Below are 23,222 nucleotides of genomic sequence, written 5' to 3' on the forward strand. Positions count from 1 at the left end.
CCTCTAAAATAGTAGCATTAACGTCGACATTAACAGATAGGTCGCCATGCCATACATAGCGAGCAAACTGATAGACATAAAGAGTCCTCTTAGCACGTCACTTTTGTATAGATAGCCATAAGTGTGCCCAAGTCGCCCTAATGCAAACTCGAGTAGCCAAACACTGACAATGTCATTGGCGGAGCAAAACATTAGTGGGATACCTAACATCACAAAATAAACGCTGTTTTCAGTGCAGTTGCGATGCGCATTGCGCGCTCGTGCAAGTTCATCCCATCCCTTTTGCGGGATCTCGTCTCGCGCGACTGAACTGTCGGACCACTCCTCAGGAGTAGTCTGGATATGAAATCGAACTCGGGTAAGTTCCGTCACGGTCATTAACCAAGTGTGGTTTAGACACATCAATACTGCGCTTATCGTCATAATGGCCAAGCTAAAATTAGATGGAAGACCGACTTGAAGGGGCTTTACGCCAAAAACAACCCAATTTCCCAAACATGCCATAGCGACCAAAAGGACGGGATAAAAGGTCACAAACGCTGCAGAGCGTCGTTGACTGTCACTAACAGGGTATTCCATGCCACCTCCTATTCACACACCTTTTAAGCGTAGGTGAAATACACAAGAAGCCCAGTCAATTTCCTGTAAATACATCGGGTGTATGACTCTGCCCGTGATCGAAAAATCCCCCGATTACGACCCTCTAAACAGAGTTATCTCAATCGAAGGAATTAAGTGGTCAGAAATTTCGACGGAAAAGTCGCTGAGAACAAGGCAAAGATTGCCGTTGGTAGTAGTTCTACCCGCAAAATTTTTAACACCGTTATCAGGGATTTTAACGAGCAAGAATGCTCAGGTAATTGTTTTGGTTGGTATTAACGAACAAAAAAGAGAGAAATTCCCACCACCGCCAAGAGTGTCCCCATCGCTTGTTTAAGGGTGATTCTTTCGCCTCGCAATGCAAAGATCATGAGGATAAAGATTGGGCTCGTTGCGATCAGCGTCTGAGCGATCGCTGGTGACGCAAACTTAAGCGCAATTTGTTGTAACCAAAGGGCAAGAAAAGTCCCGATGACGATGGCGCACATCAATAGAGTTTGTTGCGATGTTTGCATTTTTTGCCATTTGACCAATAACTGCTTCAACGTCACTTTCTGTATCCAGCGCAAACCCAACCAAACGGCTAATGTGCCAACAGATAACCTAACTAAGGCGCCAACCAAAGGATCAACATCACCCGCGACTAAGGCAAAATGAGAAATCACCACCCCTGTTGCCTGACAAGCGCTGGCAAGAAGGCCAAAGAGAATGCCTTTTCGGTCTACTGCTTCAGCATCGCTGGGTTCAAACACTACATAGGTGACGGCCATAGTAGTTACCACAACCCCTAACCATGACAGCATAGGAATTTGCGTTCCTAACACCATCAACGCCAAAACGCCGGATAGCGGTGGTGCTAACGCTTCGAGTAATAAAGTCTTATTTGCACCGATACGTTTTAGCGCAGCAAAGTAAGCGCTGTCGCCAATCGCGATACCAATGACCCCGGAAACAGCCAGAACCCAAATATGTTCCGCTTGCATCTCGGCAAGGCCATCGTATGCACCCGTAAAGACTATTGCGACAACCATCAATGTCGACGCGACAACCCCTTTAATAAAGTTAAGCTGAAAGGCACTAAATTGATGGCTAAATTGCCCGTAAATCCATGTTGCTATAGCCCACACAACCGCTGCAGACAACGCTGCACTTTCCCCAACAAAGCTCATTGACACTTCCCTATGTAATGTTTAAGCACAGACTAATAACAATTTGATCTAACAAAGGTTTGTATATTTAAACCGATTACCAAATAATAACGTATGATAACCGATATATTACACAGCAAAACATAAGGATACCTATGTTTCTCGATTACTTCGCACTCGGATTGCTCATTTTCGTCGCCCTAGTCATTTTCTACGGCATCATCGTCATTCATGATATTCCCTACGAAATCGCGCTCGAACGCGACCACCCGCATGCGGACGCCATCCATGTAGCAGGTTGGGTGAGTCTATTCACTCTACACGCAATTTGGCCATTTTTGTGGATCTGGTCAACATTGTGGCGCAAAGACCGAGGTTGGGGGTTCAGTAAAATCAAACACGAGCAGGATGAGCTCCAATCTCAAATACTGTCACTGCATAAAAATATCGAGTACTTACACCATCAAATCGACAGCCTCAAAAATGAGCGAGCAAACAGTGAAGTAGACGGCACGCAAAATACGGTGACCACAGATACTGAGTCAAGCAAGGGAGACGCATAATGGATTTACTGTTAATACTGACGTACACCGCGCTCTGTGTTGCTGTATTCAAAATATTTAAAATACCGCTCAACAAATGGACTGTCCCAACCGCTGTATTGGGCGGCATCGTGCTGATCGGTACACTGATTTTATTGATGAACTACAACCACCCTTACACCCAAACTGGTAGCAGTGTCTTTAACACCACTCCGATTGTGTCTACAGTTCGCGGTCGCGTAACTGAGGTCAAGGTAGAAGCAAATAAGCCTCTACTGGCAGGGGATGTATTGTTCAAGATAGAATCGACACCGTTTGAGAGCGAAGTTATTCGTCTAAAAGCTGAAGTCGCAGCAGCCGAGCAATCAGTATTCCAATTGGAATCGAGCTACAAAGCGTCAACCGCTGACAGTATTGCAGCCGAAGCCGATCGAGATAAAGCTCAGCGCGAATACGAGCGTTATGAAGCAGGCTTTAAAAAAGGGGCATTTACCGCGCAGCAAGTCGACACCCGCAAACAGGCTTATTTAGCCAGTGAAGCGCAACTAGACGCCGCTAAAGCGCTTGAAAACAGCGCTCGCTTGGCATTTGAGTCTGAAATCAATGGCGAAAATACCTCTGTTGCACGCCTAAAAGCACTGCTAGCCACCGCGGAGTTCAACCTAGAAGAAACCACGGTTCGTGCTCCTACTGATGGATACGTGTCACACCTAGCGCTTCGCCCTGGCATGATGGCCGTACCATTGCCGCTTAGCCCAGTATTAACCTTTGTGCATACTGATGATGGTCACTATGTAGGTGCCTTTAGACAAAACTCCACCCAGCGCCTGAAAAAAGGGTTTGAGGCCGAGTTCATCTTCCGTGCCCTGCCCGGCAAGATCTTCAAAGGTGAAGTCATCGAGGTGATACCAGCGATTGCAGAGGGCCAAGTTCAAGCACGAGGCGCACTGCTTAACTCGGCGGCGTTAGTCACAAGTGGTCGAGTTTTGGTTAAGTTACGTATAAACGATGATCTCAGTGAGTATCAGCTTCCAATGGGTAGCGCAGCTGAAATAGCAGTGTATTCCGATAGCTTCACCCACGTAGCGATCATGCGAAAAGTATTGATTCGAATGAAGAGTTGGCAAAACTACCTCTACTTGGATCACTAAAACTGAAAGGAGGGAGCCAAGGCTCCCTCACTTTATGGATGCCCTACTAAGGGAACAAAAAGGATTTAGACAGTATGCACCATTCAAAGGCCATTATTGCGTCGTTGTTGTTGATGGGCACGACATCAGCTCAAGCGCAGCTACGTCCACTCGGCGAACCGGGTTGGGACTTCACACTTAACCTCAGCTTGGGTTACGTCACCAGTGAAAATAATTTCTCCACCAGCGATGACAATCAAACCATCACTGAATTTGGCTCACCAGAGCACAAAACCTCGTCGACTATCGTTTACCCGCTAGCGCGTGTTCAATACACCACACGCGATCGCAGAAACCAGTTCTATATTGGTAACTCTAGCGAGCAGATCTCTAACGCACAGTTTCAGTACGAGTTAGGCTATACCCACCAGTCGCCAAAGCTCGGAGAAGTGACTTTGGCGTACTTCCCGCAATTACCCTTTCTAAATTCTACGTGGGAAGATCCGTACCTATTGGGCGCACCCAGAGTTGAAACTGAAGAAAACGCCACTGGCGCGCGTATCGCTTGGCAGCAGTTTTTAGGTACACCACTGACCGTGAAATACGCATACGCAAACATTGATGTCGAAACGGAAAACAGTGGTTCAAGCGCAAGTTTAGGTCTTAATGAAGCGCAGCAGCAGCTTCTAGAGCGAGATGGCAACGCTCATCGCCTCGAACTAGAAACGATGTTTCCATTTGCTAAAGGGTGGTTTTTGCGCCCAGCGATTCAGTCGACCTATCGCGATGCCAAAGGTGAAGCAATCGCCTTCACCGATTACACACTAAAAATGGGTGTGCTTCATTTTAATGCCCCTCACACCTTCATCATGAACTTTGAAGGGGGTCAAAGTGAAACTAAAGAGGCTAATCCAATCTTTGATAAAACCATTGAACAAACCCAATACAGCGGGTTCTTCATTTACGATTACGCTGGGATTTTTGGTTGGAAAAATGCCAGTCTCAACGCTATCGCAGGCTATACCCAAAGTGACGCTAATGTGGACTTTTACAACTCTAAAGGACTCATCACCAGTGTAGGTATGACGTATCGATTTTAGTTTGCGTGAAACGCACTACAAAATAGAAAAGCGAGCCCAGAGGGCTCGCTTTTTTACGACGTTCGGTTACTCATCAAAATCATCGGCATAACCTTTAGGTGGAGGCGTCCAGCCTCGTTCACTGCCAGTATGTCGATCGCTTCTTTCAGTATTCACCGCGCTCTTGATCGACTCTTCGAGCTCGATAAACAGCTTACGGTAGTTATTGTCATAACGTTCTTCTTCGCTCTCTTCTTGCCACGCTTTAAACAATTTATCAGAACACGAATCTTCAATATCTCTAAACGCACTGACCTGTTGTTGGGCTTTAAATGGGTGAATGCCCAATTCGATTAACGTATGACACCCCACCTCCAACGCGCTGTGGAAGGTTTCTGATTCTATAACGTCTGCTCCTGCCTGCCTAAGCCTATAGCCATGACCGCGGTCGAACGCGCGCGCTAATATTTTCACTTTTGGATAAGTGTGTTTAACGTAGTGTACAAGCTCGACACTGCTCTCGCGATTATCGATCGCAACGACCAAGCAACTTGCCGATTCAATCCCCGCGGTATGCAATAAATCTGGCCTACTTGCATCCCCATAAAAGGCTTTGCGTCCAAAACGGCGATACACATCAACTTGACTGCTTTGATGATCCAGAACCACGGTTTTTATGCCGTTGGCCAACAAGAGGCGATTAATGATCTGTCCAAACCGTCCTGCGCCCGCAACAATCACGCTGCCTTGCTCATCAATGTCATCCGACTCTCGATCATTACTGCTCGCCTCATAGCGAGGTAAAATGACTTTATCAAACAAGATAAACAGCGCCGGCGTTAGGAACATTGAGAGGGCAACGACTAACTGAAGTGTCTGCGCCAGCTCTGTCGGGAGCACATGGTTTTGCACACTAAAGCTCAGCAATACAAAGCCAAACTCACCTGCTTGCGCCAGACTTAACGCAAAGAGCCAACGGTCACTGTTTTTAATCTTAAAGATCAGCGCCAGAATAAATAGCACCGCTCCTTTAAGCAGCATCACCCCCAGAGTTAACCCGACAATCACCACAAAATCGTTAGCTAAAATACCAAAATCGATACCTGCGCCTACGGTAATAAAAAACAGCCCCAACAATAGCCCTTTAAACGGGTCGATGTTGGACTCCAACTCATGTCGAAACTCACTGTTGGCCAGTACAACCCCGGCTAAGAACGTGCCAAGGGCTGGAGATAAGCCAACCAGGCTCATTAATGCTGCTATACCGATAACCAACATTAATGCGGTCGCAGTAAAGATTTCTCGCAGTCCAGAGGCGGCAACAAACTTAAACAGCGGTCGACTTAGGAAGTGACCACCCACGACCACAATGGCGATTGAAGCCACAATGACAAGTGCGTAGGCCCACCCTGGCAATCCAGCGACGAGACTCAACTCCTCATGATGCCCGTCACTGTGATGAGCGGCATTTTGTGCAAGCTCAACCAGTTCAGGTATGGCCAATAAGGGAATGAACGCAAGCATTGGGATAACCGCAATATCTTGGAACAGCAACACAGAAAACGCACTTTTCCCACCTTCTGTTTTGGCCAGTCCCTTTTCGCTAAATGTTTGCAACACAATCGCCGTAGAAGAGAGAGAAAAGATCATCCCGATGGTAAGCGCTATGGTAAACGGTTGTCCAAGCGCCAAAGCGATGCCCATCACCGCAGCACCGGTACCGACAACTTGTAGCCCCCCGAGCCCCAATAATTTGTGGCGCATTCCCCACAGCATCTTAGGTTCGAGCTCCAAACCCACAAGAAACAACATCATCACCACGCCAAACTCGGCAAAGTGCTGAATGGTCGTGGTTTCTTCTCCCACTAAACCGGTAATCGGCCCAATAATCACTCCTGCAATGAGATACCCCAACACTGACCCTAAGCCCAACCGCTTAGCGATTGGTACCGCGATAACCGCTGCTATCAAATAGATAAATGCTTGTAAAAACAGACCTGTCATAGTTGAGGCTCCTTGATCACGCTTCCGAGATGCTGATTAAGTAAAGGGACTTGGCGGGCCTTTTTAAGATCCACTTGATCCGCGACCAAAGCTTGTAAGGTCTGCTTCCACTGTTCGGCATGCGCTTTAACCCTGCCCTCTTCAACAGCGGTGCGCGAGCCAAACAACACAAAAGGTGCGAGATAACGCATTCCGGTTAAATTTGCCGTCTGCTCTAACGGTTGGAGTAACTCTCGAATAGAAAAGTGATTATAGCCGTCGGTTTGATAAGCTTCTTCTTTACCACCCGCGCTAATCACACACATAAACGACTTACCATGTAACGCGGTTCCGTCGTGGCCATAAGCAAAGCCATACTCAAGGACTAAGTCTTGCCACTCTTTAAAAATCGCCGGTGTCGAATACCAATAAAGCGGAAACATAAACACCACCACATCGTGGTCTTTAAGCCGCTGCTGCTCTTTATCGATATTGATTCGAAAAGTCGGATATTCGGCGTACAAATCGACCGCAGTTACTCCTGGAATCGTTTGTGACAATTCAAACAGCGGCTTATTGACCTCGGACCGTCCAATGGATGGATGAGCAAAGAGTACCAAGACCTTAGAGTTATGCGGTGCGTCTTGTTGATCTGAGTTGGGCATGACCTCTCCTAATTCCTTTTTTCTGGCCAATAATTGTCTTATTGGTAGCAGGGTTTCGATTGATTTCAATACGTCATCTGGTAAGATTTTAGCTATACCAAGGTAATGTGTTACAAAGTATGACACCAAAAACCAAGCAGTGTTGACAAATATTTATCTAAATCACAAGCTTAGGGTATCAATCCAACATCAACAAATAAAAAGAACATCATAAAGGAAGTGCGGAAGATGAGTGCCCCCAACACCCAGGCGCTAGGCGTGTCAGACAGCAACAATGTTATCGAGCTTGCGGTCAAAAGCAGTGATGCAATTGCGATGGTGTCTCACGGCAGTGAGTTAACCTACAACATTACGACCCCTGTTGGGATAAAGTATCTGGGATGCAGTCGTTTTATTGGAACGCAAGATGAAAGCCTCATTTTGATTGAGCTGCCTACCATGACCGACAGCGATCGCGACTACTTCTTCCAACCCGGTTTTTGGATAAATGTTCGTGCCATATCTCATCGAGGTGAAGGCGCACTCATTCACTTTAGAAGCCAAATTCAGCACCTAATTACTGAGCCAATATCATTGGCAGTGATCACTCTGCCACCTAAAATGCAGGTCGAGCAACTTCGTAAAGAAGCACGTTACGATGTCGCGCTCGATGCTATGGGGCTCGTCGACGATAATCGTTTTGAGTGCGAAATAAGAGATCTGTCTCGGGGAGGTTGCCGAATGGTGACATCACCGCTCATTCGTCAGTTTAAGCTGACCGATGTTGTTAAATTGCAAGTGAAGTACGAAGGGAAAGCCATCCCTAACATTGGGGTGCTTAGTGGCACTATATGTAATCAGCAAAATAGCCAACACTATGCGAAATATGGGGTTGCTTTTGACGACATGGGGCAACAGGCCGTTAAGAAACTGCTGGCTCAATTGAAATTTGATGGTACCAAGCTCGCCCTAAAAACATAAACTGCATAACCGACGAGAGCTTATGATTGACTTAACTCACTTTTGGAACGCTGCGGATCATGACCCTGTACTGGCACAACAACTCGCCGATATGTACATAGACGCAGTCCAACAAACAGCAGAGCAAATAGACGATGCGTTACACAATGACGATCGCCACATGGTTTGTGAGCTCGTACATCGGCTCAAAGGCAGCACCGCGATCTTAGGGTTTAGTGAACAACAAAACGCACTTGATGAGCTGTACCAATATTCCAAAAGTGCCACAATGGTCGAGTTAACATCGGTGCCAAACGATATTCAGACTCTGCTTTCCCCTATTTTAGACCGTTTACGCCAAGAATTTACTCAATAACTCACTGAAAGTGTGAAACTTGTACCATACACACGACAACCACATTAACAATGTTTAGCATTAACTCTACGATAGAGAATAGCCACATTGGTTAAAGGGAAAAGATGAATCAAACACTCCTAATCGCCGAAGACGACAAAATCACCGCGGCGGTACTTGCCCAAAAATTCAGTCATGCTGGGTATATTACTCACATCGTAGACCAAGGTGATCAGGTCGAACGCGCGATCTACAAGTTTCACCCAGACTGCGTGGTGTTAGATATCGGCTTGCCAGTCTTAGACGGCTATGAAGTACTAGAGCGCATCAAGTCAACCTTCGACGGGGTTATCGTTTTTTACACCAGTCACGAGTCGGATCTAAACGAAATCAGCGCCCTTCAAAAAGGTGTGGACGACATCGTATTTAAGTCCAAAGATAGCCAAATACTCATTGAAAGAGTCAAACGTCTACTCAGTAGTCAGCCAGAAAAACGCGAATCGCACATCGTTGACGTCAATAACCTCGCGCTGAACGCTAAAAATCAGTGGTGTCAGCTAAACGGACAGCCGATAAGCTTAAGCGAGAGCGAATTTGAGATTCTGTTTTACTTGGCGCAACATCATGACCAAGTCATAACCCGAGAACAATTTTATCTTGCGATCAAAGGCATTGCATACGATGGCAAAAGCCGCAGTTTTGATCTTAATATTTCTCGAATTAAAGATAAACTGTCGCGAGCGGGCGCGAACAAAACGCTGATTAAATCAGTACGCGGTAAAGGCTACATGCTATTGAGCGATGAGTGCTAGTCTAACGTTGTGGGTGGACTAAGCATGCGTTAACAGCAATACTCACCCTAAAACGATCCTAAAGATTACTATGTCACTGCGCACTTACTTTGTCTTATTTCTATCGCTTATTGGGTTGCTGCTTACCGTCAACTTAGTTGCTAAGCATGTTTATGAAACTGAGCTTCGTCAGTTGAATCAACTGACGGAATCGCAGAAAAACATTCAATTGATCGTTCGCCAACTCGCTGCCAGCTCAGAAGACCTTACCCGGCTTGCTCGCGCCTATGTAGTCACTTTGGATCCCGCGTTTGCAGAAGACTATGATCAAATTCTGCAAGCCCGCAAAGGACAAACTCCACTCATCCTATCCACCGTAAAACAAAAATACTTCTGGGGTGAGTCGGTCTTACCGACCACCGAGCTGAGCTCTATACGCGAGCAGCTTACTCAATCGGCTACAATTACGATTGATTTGCAAGAATTTGATCAAGCATTGCAGTTGTCCAATCGTCTCGCCATCATCGAAAAAGACGCCATCGCGCTCGCTGATGTCAACAAATCCAACGCTTTGGCGATGCTGTATAACGCAGACTACTACACAATAAAAGAACGCATCTTTAAGCACATTCAGCATCTAGCGACCGATGTGGATGACAAATATAGTGGTCAAATTCAGACCATCATCGACAACATTCGCTTTTACAGAAGCATCAGTTGGACAGTGAATATTGCACTGGTAGTGTCCATTTTAGTGCTGATCCGCTTTCTATACTCCTCTATTGTTGTCCCACTTTTTATTCTCAGTGATTACGCGAACACATACTCACCGAGCCAACCTGGTGGCCGGCTAAAACTACGTTCAAAAATTCACGAGCTCAAAAGCTTGAATAACGCCATCAATCATATGCAAGAGCGCATCCACAATGACGTCATACAAGCGCAAAAGCAGATTGAGGTGCTGGAGGTTACCCAGCGCCAGGCCGAGGCGGCAACCGAGGCTCGAGGGCAATTTTTAGCCAATATGAGTCATGAGATACGAACGCCATTGAATGGCATTATAGGCTTTTGTCACTTGCTACAAGCTACAGAGCTAAACGACACCCAAAGCAACTACACCACTATGTCACTGCGTTCTGCTAACGCGTTGATGACCATTATTAACGACATTTTGGATTGGTCTAAGGTCGACTCAGGACAAAGTGTCATCGACTTAAGTACGGTAAATCTTGGTGAAAAAGTAGATTTTGTCATTGGCGTCACTAGACTGTCATCAGAAGAAAAATCTCTTAATTACGATGTTATTATCGATGAGAACGTGCCTGTACAGCTACTTTCGGATGCTGCAAAGTTACGTCAAATCCTGCTCAACTTGCTAAGTAACGCGATCAAATTCACTCAGCAAGGCACCATCACTTTGCATGTATCTGCAACGCTGACTCACGTCCATTTTTCCGTTACCGACAGCGGCATTGGAATGAGTGAAGAGCAAATCAATAGAGTCTTTGACCCCTTTATCCAAGCTGACAATTCCACCACAAGAACTTTCGGAGGTACTGGCCTTGGATTGGCTATTTCACAAAAATACGCACAGCTGCTCGACGGTGAAATCACCATCAAAAGTCGTCTGGGTAAGGGAAGTCAAGCCACGCTTACTCTGCCATTAAAAGTACCTGATGCATCAGCGCAACCTGAGGCATTTTCAGATCAGGTTTACTCTGGCCCTCATATCCAAGTAGGGCTCCAGTTAAACGATAAGCATCAATATAATTATTGCCTAATGCTGCTCAAGCATTTGAATATAGAGGTGAGCAATCATTTTGAGTCTTGCTCTCTACTCATCGTTGACCATCACGCTGCTACACATAGTCAGCCACAGTCGATAGCACGCAACTTACCGCTAGTGTTTATAGGTCCGCTGTACGCCTTTGAGCAAGACAGAAAAGACAACCATTGGGGCTCAGTCACGCATCTTCCTTGGCCATTCACTAAGCTAAAGTTACTCACTACACTTCAGCATTGTATGACAACAACGCCAGATGGGCAGAAACAACACGCGAAAAATAACCTTACATTAGCGTCCATGAAACTTAAGGTATTGGTCGCAGAAGACGTATTGATGAACCAGCTTGTCATAGAGCGTATGCTCAAAAACCTTGGGGTAGAGTCGGTTATTGTCGGTGATGGTGCTCAAGCGATTGATGCATTGCAGCAGCACGCTATTGATCTTATCTTTATGGATCTGCATATGCCGGTAATGGACGGCTATCAAGCTGCGCAGCGCATTCGTCAACTCGAGCAGTTTCAACATATTCCTATTGTTGCCCTTTCCGCCGATGTTCAGCAATCCGCGAAAGAGCGATGTGAGCAAATAGGATTTAACGGATTTATTCTCAAACCGTTTAAACCCATAGACTTAGAAAACGCGCTGAACAACGTCGTCCCGCGAGCAAAAAGCTAATCGTTTAGATTGTGAGGCAAGACAAACAATAATCCACCGAGATAATAAAAAGGTGATCCGCTTCAAGTCATTGTTTTTATTACGGCCTAACCTTAAAGAACTTTAAAAGTTCTGATCTAGTGGACGCCTGTTTATGCCTCTAAAACTACTCTTTTTATTGCTTGTTTTTTTTAGCCCCCTAACCTTTGCTTCCAGCGCAATGCCCAGTTTCGATCTCACCCAGACGACCGCTGGCTATCTGTGTATAGCAATCTTTGTGTCCGCCTACTCTTTGGTTATGGCTGAAGAGTATTTGCAACTGCGCAAATCCAAGCCAGTGCTGCTTGCAGCCGGATTAATCTGGATCATTATAGGCTTCACATTCTCAAAAATGGGCGAGTCAGAGGTCGCACAAAGAGCCATTGAGCATAACCTTTTAGAGTACTCAGAACTGATGTTGTTTCTGTTGGTGGCGATGACATTTATCTCCGCCATGGAAGAAAGGCGACTGTTTGACGTTTTAAAAGCCTGGTTAGTCAGCAAAGGATTCGATTTTCGCTCGCTGTTTTGGATCACCGGTATTCTTTCCTTTTTCATATCGCCTATTGCCGATAATTTAACCACAGCACTTCTAATGTGCGCCGTAGTGCTTAAAGTCGGCGGCAAAAACTATCGCTTTATCAACTTAGCCTGTATCAATATCGTCATTGCAGCGAACGCAGGGGGCGCTTTCAGCCCATTTGGGGATATTACTACTCTAATGGTGTGGCAAGCCGGTCATCTGCCGTTTAAGGACTTCTTACTGCTGTTCATTCCGTCCGTTGTGAACTATTTAATACCTGCCATGATCATGGCGATGTTTGTTCCTAAAGAGCAGCCCGAAGTGGTGCACGAGTATGTTGAACTCAAACGCGGTGCTAAGCGGATTGTTGGACTATTTATCCTGACTATCGCAACGGCTGTGGGCTTTCATGGCTTTCTGCATTTCCCACCGGTCATTGGCATGATGATGGGACTGGCCTATCTGCAGTTTTTTGGGTTTTTCCTTCGCAAAACCTTACCGGCGTCATTGGCTAAAAAACGCGCCAGAGCAGAAGCTCATCACGATACCGCAGCGTTAAAGCGTCTTGGTTCAGTAGTGCCTTTTGATGTGTTTCGCCGTGTTTCTCACGCGGAGTGGGATACGCTGCTGTTCTTCTACGGCGTTGTAATGTGTGTGGGTGGTTTAAGCTTGATGGGCTACCTCTCCATCGTTTCCGAAATCATGTACACCCAATGGGATCCTATCTGGGCAAACGTGATGGTCGGTATTTTGTCGGCGATCGTCGATAACATTCCAGTGATGTTCGCAGTGTTAACCATGAATCCTGACCTTTCGATGGGTAACTGGCTGCTGGTTACTTTAACCGCGGGGGTCGGAGGCAGTTTACTGTCGATTGGCTCTGCGGCAGGTGTCGCCCTGATGGGAGCTGCACATGGGAAATACACATTCTTTGGACACCTAAAGTGGATGCCTGTCATAGCCCTTGGGTACGCAGCAAGTATTGCCGTTCACTTATGGTTAAATGCCATTTACTTCTAGGGATACAAAAAAGGTAGAGACAACATTGTCTCTACCTTTTTAAATGAAATTAAGGTTTGATTAGGGATACCACATCTCGATATCGAGCGTATCAACGGCAGCAGGATTAAAGCTTGATTTCGCAAAGCTAGGCATACCTTGATGGTTGTTGGAATTACCCGCGCCTTCCTTCGGAAAACCGATCCAGTTGGTTTTAAACTCGCCGTTATTGTCTTCGTCATGAAACACAAACAGCGCATAATCCGAGTCCTTTAGACCATCAAACGTAGCCGATACGCCGGCACCCTGTATTGGCAGAGTTTGTAATGACACTGCAGTGTCTAAATCCGATGCGAAACCTTTTTTACCGTCGTACAAAACAAAGACGGCATTGCCTGATTGACTTGTAAATCCCGTCACGTTGGCAGTAACTTGTATCTGCGCAAATGCTGACAGTGGATAGGTAAAAGCGACTAATGCAATGCCAATTGTAGATGCGATGCGCGAGCTTGAAACGTCCATTGAACAATCCTTGTTAATAGCGGTTATCATCCTATTTACGAATCTGCATAAATTTGGATCACCGGTTAGTCTCGATTATCGCCATCTTGTTCATCAATCGATTCGCTTATTGACTCATGACTAGGAGCATTGTCACCATCGACAGCGTAAGGCAGTGTTTCACCGTTGAACTTACCACCACGTTCAATACTTAAATCATCGGTAAAAATCGTTCCAGACACCGCGCCATGACGTAAAATCTCAACCGCTTCGGCGTGCAACGCCCCTTCTACACGACCATTTACGATCACCAGTTTGGCATAGCCGTCGCCAACCAAATGACCTGATGGGCTGATGATCAGCGTTTTTTCTGCTTGGATCTTACCTTGTACTTCACCGTCTACCTGAATATCAGTCTCTAACCGGAGTTCTCCGGTGATGAAACACCCATCTGCGATGAGAGTTGTAGTTGACTGCTTACTCTTAGCTCGACCATTTTTACCAAAGAGTCCCATCGAATGCCTCGTTCTTTTTCAAATATAGTGTCAAAATTTTCTACGTCCCAAGCAACAAAGTCGATGGGATCCAATGCGCGACCAACAAATCGGATTTCATAGTGCAAATGGGGCCCAGTAGACAGTCCACTATTGCCGCTATATCCGATCAATTGTCCCTTCTGTATAAAATTGCCTGACTTTACCGCAAATTTCTGCAGGTGAGAATAGGAGCTGCTAAAGCCATAGGCGTGCTGTAAGCGAATGAAATTGCCTGAGCCAGTGTTACTTGGCCTAACCACTTCCACTACGCCATCAGCAGGTGCGTATATCGGAGTCCCTATATTCACCGCGTAATCAATGCCGCGATGTAACCGCTTTTGCTTGGTTTCAGGGTGGATTCGATAGCCATATTTTGACGAAATTCGCTCGTCGCCAACAGGGGAGCCCGATGGAATAAGTGTTAGCATATGTGTTCTAACTGTCGAGGTAATTGCAGCGGTGTCGAGGCGGGCCTCAATTTCGCTATCGATATCCCCTTCTGTACTTGCCACACCGAGTACGACTTCAAGATCGCCAAGCCGTTCAGATACACTTAATAGTCGATCTTCTCGTTCAAGGATGTCTTGCTCTCGCTCAACCAGATCTTGCTCAAGCTCTTGCTTAAGTGACTTAAGATCCGCTAACTCTTCGTTAAGTGCCTGTGACTCATTGCGCAGTTGATCGTGGCGCAGCTTACTTAAGTCAATTTCATCCATTAGATGAAAAATGACTCCACCAATGGCGACCAATCCTAATAAGGTCAAATAACCCAACACTTTTAGGCTGCGTCGTACCCACTTACCTAATTGGTAGTGTCGCGATCCTTCGACGGTGGATATGGAAACGATGACATGTTGTTTCATACGATGATGGTACTTATCTTATGGCGCATTAAAAGCGTCTCAACTGGGTAATCGTCGCCAAATTGAGGAAACTTGCTCTGTAGCGCTGTTCAAACCCCACCAACGCCACATACAATAGCAATAGGCATAAAAGGGGGAACTATATGGATTCGATGCTCTCAACCACTGCACTGGCCAAAACCAAGCAGCTTGAGGCGGCGCAACTGTTTGACCAGTTGCAACAAGCCGGATACTTATACCGACAATCAACCAAAGGAAAGTCCCGTTGGGTACTCACTTACCTTGGAGAGCGATTTGGTGGGCAGTATAAAGATCATCCGACCTATGGTAAATACATAGCGTGGCCAAGAACTCTATTTATTGATCATGCGTGGCAAGATCACCCGTTAATGACTGCTACCGCTTTGGGTGATCATTTCTCCCTTGCGGCAAAAAAGATCAACTTGTTGCTCAAAGAGTTAGGTTGGCTTGCTAAAACTGAATCGGGTTGGCGCGTGACGGATCATGGAAAGCGTGCTGGTGGTCATCAGAAAAAACGTGACGACAATGACTATGCGCTGTGGCACCCATCAATTCAACGCCACCCTCGCTTAGTGCAAACGGTGCGTGAATTTATCGGGCAAGAATCTGCAAAGCTAGCTACCGATCATTCCATCAGTGAGTTTAGGAAAAAATTTGAGGCAAAACATCGTACCCTTGATGGTCACTATGTAAGAACCGAAGGCGAGCTTATTTTGGATAACTGGCTGTACATGGCCGGCGTCACCCACGCCTATGCGCGGCAGCTACCTATTGAGCAAGAAGAGTGGTGCGACTTCTATTTACCTCAAGCAAATTTGTACTTGCAGTATTGGCCTTTTAATCACGATGAACCCTCTTCAGTGCGAGACGCGTTGCTTTCGTTGTATCAGAGCAATGACCTCGAATTGATTGAGCTATTTGCCGATGAGATTGAGCAGTTGGATGACCTATTGCCAAAACGCCTTCGCCAATACGGTATTAAAGCGTATTAATAATCTGTCCTATATAGAATTGCTAAGGGTTCAGCCAAACGACGATGGCAGCCCTAGTTGTGGACTGTCACTCTCTACACTATGAGGCTGAACAGACCTTTTGGGCACAGTCGTCGTTTGCCCCATTTGCTCAAAATCTTGATGGGATGTGGGTGCCCAACGTTGAATGTAATGACCTTGTGGGTCAAACAACTGCGTTTGTTTACCCAAGTTGAAATGTCTTCCTCCTTTTTTGTCGAACCCAACACCCGCGATGTATTGCCAGTTGCCCCAGTTAATCGCGACGTCATAGTCGAGTAACTGTTGTTGGTAATGAGCAGCCCCCCAGCGCCAATCTCCCTGATACTCGTTCACCCAGCAACTGGCAGCTATTTGTCGCGCTCGGTTGGAGATATACCCGGTTTGATTGAGCTGCCTAATGATGGCATTAACAATGGGATAAGGCGTTTTTCCCAAACTCCATTGCTTAAAATCGGCAGTGCTTTGGCGACTTGCCCTAGGCTGTCGATTAACTCCTGATGCTGAAAAATACTCAGGTCCAGCGTGGTGCATTTGCCAATGAAAATACTCTCTCCACAACAGCTCCACTTGGATCCACTGTGTCGAATCGTTTTTGCCGAAACACTGTTCATGATGTTTTAGTTCACGCAATACTTGACGCACAGATAGGCTACCCAGCGCCAGCCAAGGGCTCAATTTGGTGGACGAATCCCAATCGTCTATTGCGTTGCGCGTTTGCTTGTACACTTGCGGTAAGTCACTACAAAAATAATCAGCAAGATGCTTTTTCCCTTCTATGCAGCCCGCTTTCGCAAGCCACACTGATGAACTGTGGCTTTGCGTGCCAGCAGCACTTCGCTCACTGTGGTTAGCAGTAGACTCTGACATAGGCGCAGGTAAATGCGTGGGTGTGTATACACCTTTTACATTAAGATTCGCGCGTTCAATAAAGCGGCGAAACTGACTAAAGCTCAACTGATGTGGATGAGGTACGACAGGCCAGTGGTGCTTCTCAAACAGCGAGTGTTGGTCGACAGTAGTGAGTGCAATATTCAGTTCTTGCAATGCTTTTACTAACGTGGCTTGGCGCTTGAGCTCATCGAGACCGAACGCTTCACTGACCCCTACGTGCGTCACGCCATGTCGAAGACAATACGCAACAATAGTCTCTGTCCATGCTCCCTGTTCTAGCACGAGGCGTTGACCGAACGGCCGCAATGCCGCGTCCAATTGTTTGAGAGTAGCGTCGAGATACAACGTAGGGAGAGCCCCTCTAGAGGCGCTGCGGTAGTTTACTGAGCTCGACTCCAACACATACAAGGCATCAAGAGCGTCGACTTGAGAGGCCAATGCGCTGAGGGCTCGATTGTCACACACTCGCAAATCATGAGTGAAAACAAAAAGGCCACGTCGAGCGGTGAAAGTTGACGGTGAGGTGGCTGAAAGGGACATAAAGCGCACTCGTAATGATGGTTTATTACTGTTGTACGCTTATAGAGGTGCTTTGGATTACTCAGACGTTCTAGTGCCGCGGACAAGGCTCCGCGGCAATCTATTATTTTTTAGGTACTTTGGACTGCTCTGCAATCGCTTTGATCAACACAGAGGTATCATCTCTGCCATGGCCCTGGGCTGCCAGAGCTTGATAATCATGCAAGGTTTTTTCTGTCAACGCTAACCCTAAGCCATGTTTACGCGCTTCTGTTGCACAGATACCAAGATCTTTAATCATCCACTCGATAGCAAAACCAAAATCAAACTTGTCGTAGTTCATCGATAAGCCGCGATTTTCCATCTGCCACGAACCCGCTGCACCATTTTTAAGGCAGTGCATAAGAGCTTCAATATCAAGCCCTGATTTTTGCGCCAGCAACAACCCTTCAGATAAACCTGCTAGCACACCAGAGATACAGATTTGATTGACCATCTTTGCACGTTGACCTTGACCAACATCACCCATCATAACCGAAGACTTAGCGTAAGCTTCAAATACAGGTTCAAGAGTCGAGAACAGACAAGGGTCTGAGCCGCACATAACGGTTAACATGCCACTTTCTGCACCCGCTTGCCCACCAGACACTGGCGCATCCATAAAACGAATACCCAGCGGTTTAGCGGCAGCGTTTAACTCAAGCGCTAACTCTGCCGACGTCGTGGTATGATCAACAAAAATGGCACCTTTGGTCATCGCCGAAAATGCGCCTTCAGGGCCTGTCGTCACCGAACGCACATCATCGTCATTACCAACACAACTAAACACCACCTGAGCGTCTTCTACGGCTTCTGCGACAGTTGCAGCCCAACGTCCGGTATGCTCTTTACACCACTGCTTTGCTTTGCTCTGAGTTCGGTTATACACCGTCACATCGTGCCCTGCAGCAGACAAGTGCCCTGCCATTGGGAATCCCATCACTCCTAGCCCTAGAAATGTAACCTTCACTGCCCTCTCCTTGTAAATCGTAGTCTGACCAAAACTAAAAAAGCCGAGCGGGTGCTCGGCTTTCTTTCAATCTATAATTCAGCGTTATGATAAACCTGCTGAACGTCATCACAGTCGTCCAACATATCTAAAAACTTCTGGAATTTTTCAGCGTCCTCACCCGTTACAGGGGTATGGGTTTGAGGAACAAAAGTGATCTCCTCAACATCCATGGTAACGTCAGCAAAGTTTGCCCCTAATGCGGTTTTCGTTTTGAAAAACTCGGTGTGGGGAGCAAATACAGTGATCACGCCATCGTCGAGTTCGATGTCAGTCACATCAACGTCATCCATCATCAGTGCTTCAAGAACCACTTCTTCATCATCGCCTTTAAACTGAAAGACCGCTTGATGATCAAACATGTGCGCAACAGTACCTGGGCTACCAATTTTTGCACCCGTCTTCACAAAGCATTGGCGAACGTCTTGGAAAGTTCGGTTACCGTTGTCCGTCAAACAATCAACTATCACACTTGCACCACCTGGACCAAAGCCCTCATAACGTGCCGGTTGGTAGTCTTCACCACCACCGCCGTTCGCTTTATCGATCGCTTTGTCGATAACATGGCCTGGTACTTGGTCGCGTTTTGCTTTAGTGATTAAGTGTTTCAGAGACAGGTTTGTATCAGGATCGCTGCCGCCATTCTTGGCTAACATGTAGATCTCTTTACCGTACTTTGAATAGACTTTGATTTTTGCGCCTTGTGTTTTCGCCATCGAGGCTTTGCGCACTTCAAAACTTCTTCCCATTTGGGGTATCTCTCATCTTTACATACAATGCGCGCATGATATCAAAACGCGCTTTAGATTGACCAGTCTAAAAATGCGAAGCGAAGCTCGATTTTTAGACCCACAAACGAATTACTGCACACCTAACATCGATTTGTACTTACTGACGCTGCTGTCAAAAATTGCACTCTGTTGCGGAGACAGTTTTTGTTGAGCATCGCGAAGCGCTTCATTTCCTACTTTGCCATTCTTGATTTGCCATACGATATAGGACGCTTGTTTATCGAGTTCGATTGCGTTTTTTTCGTCGGCTGGCAGAAGCGATAGATTAAAAGCCATATGTTGAGAGTATCTTAGCTGTGAGTGTTAGGGAGAGAAGTTTAACACAAAATGAGGTGAGGGTAACTGCTGCTCTTGATGCGGTATTTACAGTGTAAACTGTACAACAAGATGTGATGTGTGCGGGGTGACCGAAACGGAAAACCAAGCAATGTTACCACTGCTTGGTGTCAGTTATAGACAATCACAGACATTCCTTTAGTGAATTAAACCCAATTCGCGTGCTTCTTCAATCGTCAAACCACTCTCTTTTATCTCTTGAAGCGCTTCGATACGTCGGCGAGCGACAGCAGATTTTACGCGTCGGTCAGACCGTGTTTTCGGCGTATCATCAACGGGTGTCCACTTTTCAGCAATGTTTGAAATTTCGTCATGATTAATCGAATTGATAGACATGATTCATCTCCTAGTTAGGTTGTTTTCTCGAGTTATAGATATCAATACAACACGGCTTAGAAAAGCCGATTAATCGCGAAATGTGAACTCATAGAAACTCTCACAATAAACCCTATTTACACGATGGATATTCGTTGCCCCCGAGTAAATTTCGCGATAGGTTTAAGAAATTCGCAGTCGCAAATCTGAGCGTGAGCTCGGACACAGTTTACAACTTTGAATGTGTCGCAATTATGAACCTAGTATGACGATTTGAAGGGACTACAGTAGAGAGTACGTCTAGTCGGTTCCCTTTAATTAGCGTCCAAGGTGTGCGAAATGATTTCAAAGCCGTCTCTTAATAAAGAGCTGTGGCAAGAAGCCGTGTCAAACTGGTATCAATCTCGGAAGCATGATCAAGTAGAAGATCTGTTACCGTTGCTGCAATCTCCTCCCAATGAAATTTGGGGGCCTGCTCTCTCGTCTTTCCAACAAAAAGGGTTAACCTGTTGGCTCGATGGCTGTCTGCGTGCTCATCAACACTTTAGCTCAACCGGCCATCCGGACGACTCATACCAATACCTCAATTTTGCCATCGCCAAATTGCAACAAGTCGCCAGTGATAGCGACGTCGACATCGAAATTAAGACTTGGTGCGTGCAGCGTTTGGATCAATTGATCATATTGGCGTTAGAGTTTTGCAGCGAACAAGGGGATGAGTGGAAGCAGGAACAGTTCGATCAAATAGAGGCGCATGTAAAGTTCATGACACGCTATCCGTACAAGCAAAAAAATGGCGAGGTATGAAACCTCGCCCAAAAATGAACTATGAATGTAACTTAATGAGCCAACGCTTCGGGTATTATGAAAAAGGCTGAACTCAACCACATCTTAAGTATTGAATTCGCACCAAATGTCAGCGTGTCGTCAGTTGCGTGCTAACCCAAGGTTAGACCCCTACCCTGCAATATCTTGTAACGCAATCATCACGCTTTCATCGTAATGACCATCAGCAATATTGCGACACACCTTGCGACGCACAGCTAACCCACCAATCAACTTTTCAATGGTCATGTGCTTGTCCTGATTGCTTTGCTGGAATAGGTCTATAACTTCACTAAGCTTATCGTACGAAATAACCTGCTCTCCCGCTTTTAGCCAATCAAGCTTCTCAATCAATTCTAAGCACTCTTGTTCAACTATCGAAGCTGGGTGACCAGTCATAGCGGACAAGGCTGTTATACTGCGTTCTAGCGCTTCTGAAGAGGTATACTTGGTCAATGTAATAGTGATTTCTTCCGCATTTATCTCGACGAGGTGTTTTTTCAGTTTCACACGACGTCCTAAGCGGCCAGATCTTGTCGCTTTGCGCTGGATCGGTTCAAACTCACCATCGATCACTTCACTCAATTCTTCCAGCTTTTTCTTCGACACAATTTCGTGACGTAATGGGTTTGGAAGTGTCGGCGCCATATTCCGCTTGCCCTGATTTTTCATCTTAGCGCGAGCGTACTTCAACACCTCATCGGCGTGGCACTCTATATCAAACTGATAATCTTTTAGTTTGAGATCAGACTCTATGGGCGTGATCGTTAGATGATAGCCCCACAGATTCACCTTGATCATGCTTTCAGTAACTGGGTCTTTTGCGAGGCGTTTCAGTTCTCTAATCATATCCATAGAGAATCGACGCCACTCTATATTTCGACTGAGTTTTTGGTTCAACTCGCTTAAGGTCATGTTTTCACGGTACTTACGAGACAGTCGACTGCGGAAGAATGAATACAGTTGAAAGATCAACGAGTGTTGACGCAAGATCTCTGGTGGAAACAAAAAGAAATAATCTTTGGTGAGCAGTTCTTCGTAAAACGAAGGTTCCCACACCAAAATGTACAGATTCGGTTTGATCTTGATCTCACCAGTCTGACTTTCAATCGGAGCCTCTTCTGAGGCGGTGATCGTTCTGGCTAAAAAGCGGAATCGATCACTCTTAAAGCCCTCTGGCATGTTCTCACTGAGCCATTGCCCGGTTAGCTCATGCAATTGGAAGTCAGTAAACTCGATGCGATCAATACTGTCACGGATAGAATCTCGTGCTGGCCCACTGTCTTTCTTGCCACGAATCGACAAAATATCGGTGATATACAACGGAGTCTTATTTGGCGGCGTCTTAACATCAATGTGATATTCATCTTTGTGATGATCGTGGTATTGCACCGTCAATGTAAACAAGGCAAACAGCGTCATCAGATCATCAACTGTCATTATGTTCTTTGACGAGCGTGTTTCAATCACTGCACGCGTTCCGGAAATTGACACCAACGACTTTTGATAACTTTTACGAGTCCGCGGTGGCGCCAATGCTTGGTCAATGATCCCAGCCCAATTAGTCGGAGAAACAACAAACTGGTCGGCTTCATTGCGCATTGAAGGCGGCGTAGGTAAACCATGCTCTGTAAGCAACTGTTTATTGACGAGGTTTTGCGCCAGTGCCTTAGACTTTTTCTGCTTTTGAGTCTGTTTAGTCGACTCAGTATTCAGCACTTGAGTCCCCAAGACAGTAACCAGCTTTGACGGGTTGATGAATCGATGTAGCATCGTTTTGCCCGCAAGACCTGTTTCAAACCTAACTGGAACTTGTTCGAATAAACCAACGTTGACCGCTGCACGAAGCCGTTGCTGTACCGCTGCTCGAGTCAGTTGCCCTTCCGTCGCATCAATAATCTGCGTTGTTGATACCAGGCCATCAATCGATGTCATTCCGTTTAGAGAAATTAAATTCAGTAATTCAACAATACTCTTAGTCACACCCTTAAAGTGTTGGTATTGAGTGATCCAGTCGATCGCTTGGTCATTGATTTCAAATAAATGTCCATCCTTGTGACTGCGAGGTAGCTTGATTAAGATCTTTTCCGGTTTGCTCATTCTATTTGACTGACTTTGTAAAGATGTCATTGTTCCGAGTACTCTAACGGGGATCCAAAGATAAATAAAGCACTTATTATTGTTTCTATAATACTGATCTTATTTGATTAACTGATCTATATTGATAAATATGATCTAATGATCCGAGAGTGAAAACCGCTCTAAGTTATTGTATTTGATTGTTTTAATTTTTTGTGTGTTCGGAAAGATGATCAAGACGTTGTTGAAAC

Annotated in this window: 23 protein-coding genes; 10 read left to right on the plus strand and 13 right to left on the minus strand. The window is 46.0% G+C overall.

Features of this window, described 5'->3' with window-relative positions; genetic code table 11:
• Window positions 1–3 precede the first annotated feature (3 nt).
• Both JQC93_RS00725 and JQC93_RS00730 read right to left on the minus strand, forming a co-directional pair.
• The gene (locus JQC93_RS00725; RefSeq protein ID WP_205156564.1) at window positions 4–579 is read right to left on the minus strand and encodes an MAPEG family protein; all 576 of its coding nucleotides are present in this window, start codon (window positions 577–579) and stop codon (window positions 4–6) included.
• 296 nt (window positions 580–875) lie between these two features.
• The gene (locus JQC93_RS00730) at window positions 876–1,769 is read right to left on the minus strand and encodes a DMT family transporter (protein WP_205156565.1); all 894 of its coding nucleotides are present in this window, start codon (window positions 1,767–1,769) and stop codon (window positions 876–878) included.
• A gap of 134 nt (window positions 1,770–1,903) precedes the next feature.
• On the opposite strand from JQC93_RS00730, the gene JQC93_RS00735 reads away from it, so the two are divergent.
• The 3 genes from JQC93_RS00735 to JQC93_RS00745 all read left to right on the plus strand — a co-directional run bounded on the left by JQC93_RS00735 (window position 1,904) and on the right by JQC93_RS00745 (window position 4,520).
• The gene (locus tag JQC93_RS00735; RefSeq protein WP_205156566.1) at window positions 1,904–2,311 is read left to right on the plus strand and encodes a DUF3302 domain-containing protein; all 408 of its coding nucleotides are present in this window, start codon (window positions 1,904–1,906) and stop codon (window positions 2,309–2,311) included.
• The gene (locus JQC93_RS00740; RefSeq protein WP_205156567.1) at window positions 2,311–3,441 is read left to right on the plus strand and encodes an HlyD family secretion protein; all 1,131 of its coding nucleotides are present in this window, start codon (window positions 2,311–2,313) and stop codon (window positions 3,439–3,441) included. The genes JQC93_RS00735 and JQC93_RS00740 overlap by 1 nt, the downstream gene beginning before the upstream one ends.
• 74 nt (window positions 3,442–3,515) lie before the next feature.
• Window positions 3,516–4,520, plus strand: a complete 1,005-nt coding sequence (locus JQC93_RS00745) for a DUF2860 family protein (RefSeq protein WP_205156568.1) — start codon at window positions 3,516–3,518, stop codon at window positions 4,518–4,520.
• A gap of 66 nt (window positions 4,521–4,586) precedes the next feature.
• On the opposite strand, the gene JQC93_RS00750 is transcribed toward JQC93_RS00745, so the two are convergent.
• Together JQC93_RS00750 and JQC93_RS00755 are read right to left on the minus strand one after the other, a co-directional pair.
• A complete protein-coding gene (locus JQC93_RS00750; protein ID WP_205156569.1) occupies window positions 4,587–6,503 on the minus strand; it encodes a monovalent cation:proton antiporter-2 (CPA2) family protein in 1,917 nt (638 codons plus the stop codon).
• A complete protein-coding gene (locus JQC93_RS00755) occupies window positions 6,500–7,147 on the minus strand; it encodes an NAD(P)H-dependent oxidoreductase (RefSeq protein WP_205156570.1) in 648 nt (215 codons plus the stop codon). Before JQC93_RS00755 ends, JQC93_RS00750 begins: the two co-directional genes overlap by 4 nt.
• A 228-nt stretch (window positions 7,148–7,375) precedes the next feature.
• Between JQC93_RS00755 and JQC93_RS00760 the strand changes: the two genes are divergently transcribed.
• From JQC93_RS00760 to nhaD, 5 genes are all read left to right on the plus strand, one after another.
• Window positions 7,376–8,107: a flagellar brake protein gene (locus tag JQC93_RS00760; protein ID WP_205156571.1), complete on the plus strand. Its 732-nt coding sequence runs from the start codon at window positions 7,376–7,378 to the stop codon at window positions 8,105–8,107.
• Window positions 8,108–8,129: 22 nt separating this feature from the next.
• A complete protein-coding gene (locus JQC93_RS00765) occupies window positions 8,130–8,462 on the plus strand; it encodes an Hpt domain-containing protein (RefSeq protein WP_205156572.1) in 333 nt (110 codons plus the stop codon).
• Between the two features lie 104 nt (window positions 8,463–8,566).
• A complete protein-coding gene (locus JQC93_RS00770) occupies window positions 8,567–9,253 on the plus strand; it encodes a response regulator transcription factor (RefSeq protein WP_205156573.1) in 687 nt (228 codons plus the stop codon).
• Between the two features lie 70 nt (window positions 9,254–9,323).
• Entirely contained in the window at window positions 9,324–11,693 is a 2,370-nt protein-coding gene (locus JQC93_RS00775) for an ATP-binding protein (RefSeq protein WP_205156574.1), read from the plus strand.
• 199 nt (window positions 11,694–11,892) lie between these two features.
• A complete protein-coding gene (nhaD, locus tag JQC93_RS00780; RefSeq protein ID WP_408068582.1) occupies window positions 11,893–13,254 on the plus strand; it encodes a sodium:proton antiporter NhaD in 1,362 nt (453 codons plus the stop codon).
• 60 nt (window positions 13,255–13,314) lie between these two features.
• Here the strand turns inward: nhaD and JQC93_RS00785 are convergent, their stop codons facing one another.
• From JQC93_RS00785 to JQC93_RS00795, 3 genes are all read right to left on the minus strand, one after another.
• On the minus strand, window positions 13,315–13,755 hold the full coding sequence (locus JQC93_RS00785) for a DUF2141 domain-containing protein (protein WP_205156576.1): 441 nt from the start codon (window positions 13,753–13,755) through the stop codon (window positions 13,315–13,317).
• A gap of 65 nt (window positions 13,756–13,820) precedes the next feature.
• Complete coding sequence (locus JQC93_RS00790) at window positions 13,821–14,249, minus strand: bactofilin family protein (protein WP_205156577.1); 429 nt, start codon at window positions 14,247–14,249, stop codon at window positions 13,821–13,823.
• Window positions 14,153–15,133, minus strand: a complete 981-nt coding sequence (locus JQC93_RS00795) for a M23 family metallopeptidase (protein ID WP_205156578.1) — start codon at window positions 15,131–15,133, stop codon at window positions 14,153–14,155. The genes JQC93_RS00790 and JQC93_RS00795 overlap by 97 nt, the downstream gene beginning before the upstream one ends.
• Before the next feature lie 143 nt (window positions 15,134–15,276).
• On the opposite strand from JQC93_RS00795, the gene JQC93_RS00800 reads away from it, so the two are divergent.
• On the plus strand, window positions 15,277–16,146 hold the full coding sequence (locus JQC93_RS00800; RefSeq protein ID WP_205156579.1) for a glycerol kinase: 870 nt from the start codon (window positions 15,277–15,279) through the stop codon (window positions 16,144–16,146).
• A 30-nt stretch (window positions 16,147–16,176) separates the two neighbouring features.
• Here JQC93_RS00800 and JQC93_RS00805 read toward each other — a convergent pair whose 3' ends face one another.
• The 5 genes from JQC93_RS00805 to JQC93_RS00825 form a co-directional block, all read right to left on the minus strand.
• A complete protein-coding gene (locus JQC93_RS00805) occupies window positions 16,177–17,598 on the minus strand; it encodes a DASH family cryptochrome (RefSeq protein WP_205156580.1) in 1,422 nt (473 codons plus the stop codon).
• Between the two features lie 103 nt (window positions 17,599–17,701).
• Window positions 17,702–18,586, minus strand: coding sequence for an NAD(P)-dependent oxidoreductase (locus tag JQC93_RS00810; protein ID WP_205156581.1), 885 nt, complete (start codon window positions 18,584–18,586; stop codon window positions 17,702–17,704).
• A gap of 71 nt (window positions 18,587–18,657) precedes the next feature.
• Complete coding sequence (locus JQC93_RS00815; protein ID WP_205156582.1) at window positions 18,658–19,374, minus strand: YebC/PmpR family DNA-binding transcriptional regulator; 717 nt, start codon at window positions 19,372–19,374, stop codon at window positions 18,658–18,660.
• 111 nt (window positions 19,375–19,485) lie between these two features.
• The gene (locus JQC93_RS00820; protein ID WP_084888877.1) at window positions 19,486–19,692 is read right to left on the minus strand and encodes a DUF3283 family protein; all 207 of its coding nucleotides are present in this window, start codon (window positions 19,690–19,692) and stop codon (window positions 19,486–19,488) included.
• 198 nt (window positions 19,693–19,890) lie between these two features.
• Entirely contained in the window at window positions 19,891–20,088 is a 198-nt protein-coding gene (locus JQC93_RS00825) for a hypothetical protein (RefSeq protein ID WP_205156583.1), read from the minus strand.
• 318 nt (window positions 20,089–20,406) lie between these two features.
• On the opposite strand from JQC93_RS00825, the gene JQC93_RS00830 reads away from it, so the two are divergent.
• Entirely contained in the window at window positions 20,407–20,874 is a 468-nt protein-coding gene (locus tag JQC93_RS00830; RefSeq protein WP_205156584.1) for a transcriptional regulator, read from the plus strand.
• Between the two features lie 150 nt (window positions 20,875–21,024).
• On the opposite strand, the gene JQC93_RS00835 is transcribed toward JQC93_RS00830, so the two are convergent.
• Entirely contained in the window at window positions 21,025–22,992 is a 1,968-nt protein-coding gene (locus JQC93_RS00835) for a replication initiator protein RctB domain-containing protein (protein ID WP_205156585.1), read from the minus strand.
• Window positions 22,993–23,222 lie beyond the last annotated feature (230 nt).

The sequence above is a fragment of the Vibrio ulleungensis genome, from assembly GCF_016900875.1.
GTDB classification, from domain to species: domain Bacteria; phylum Pseudomonadota; class Gammaproteobacteria; order Enterobacterales; family Vibrionaceae; genus Vibrio; species Vibrio ulleungensis.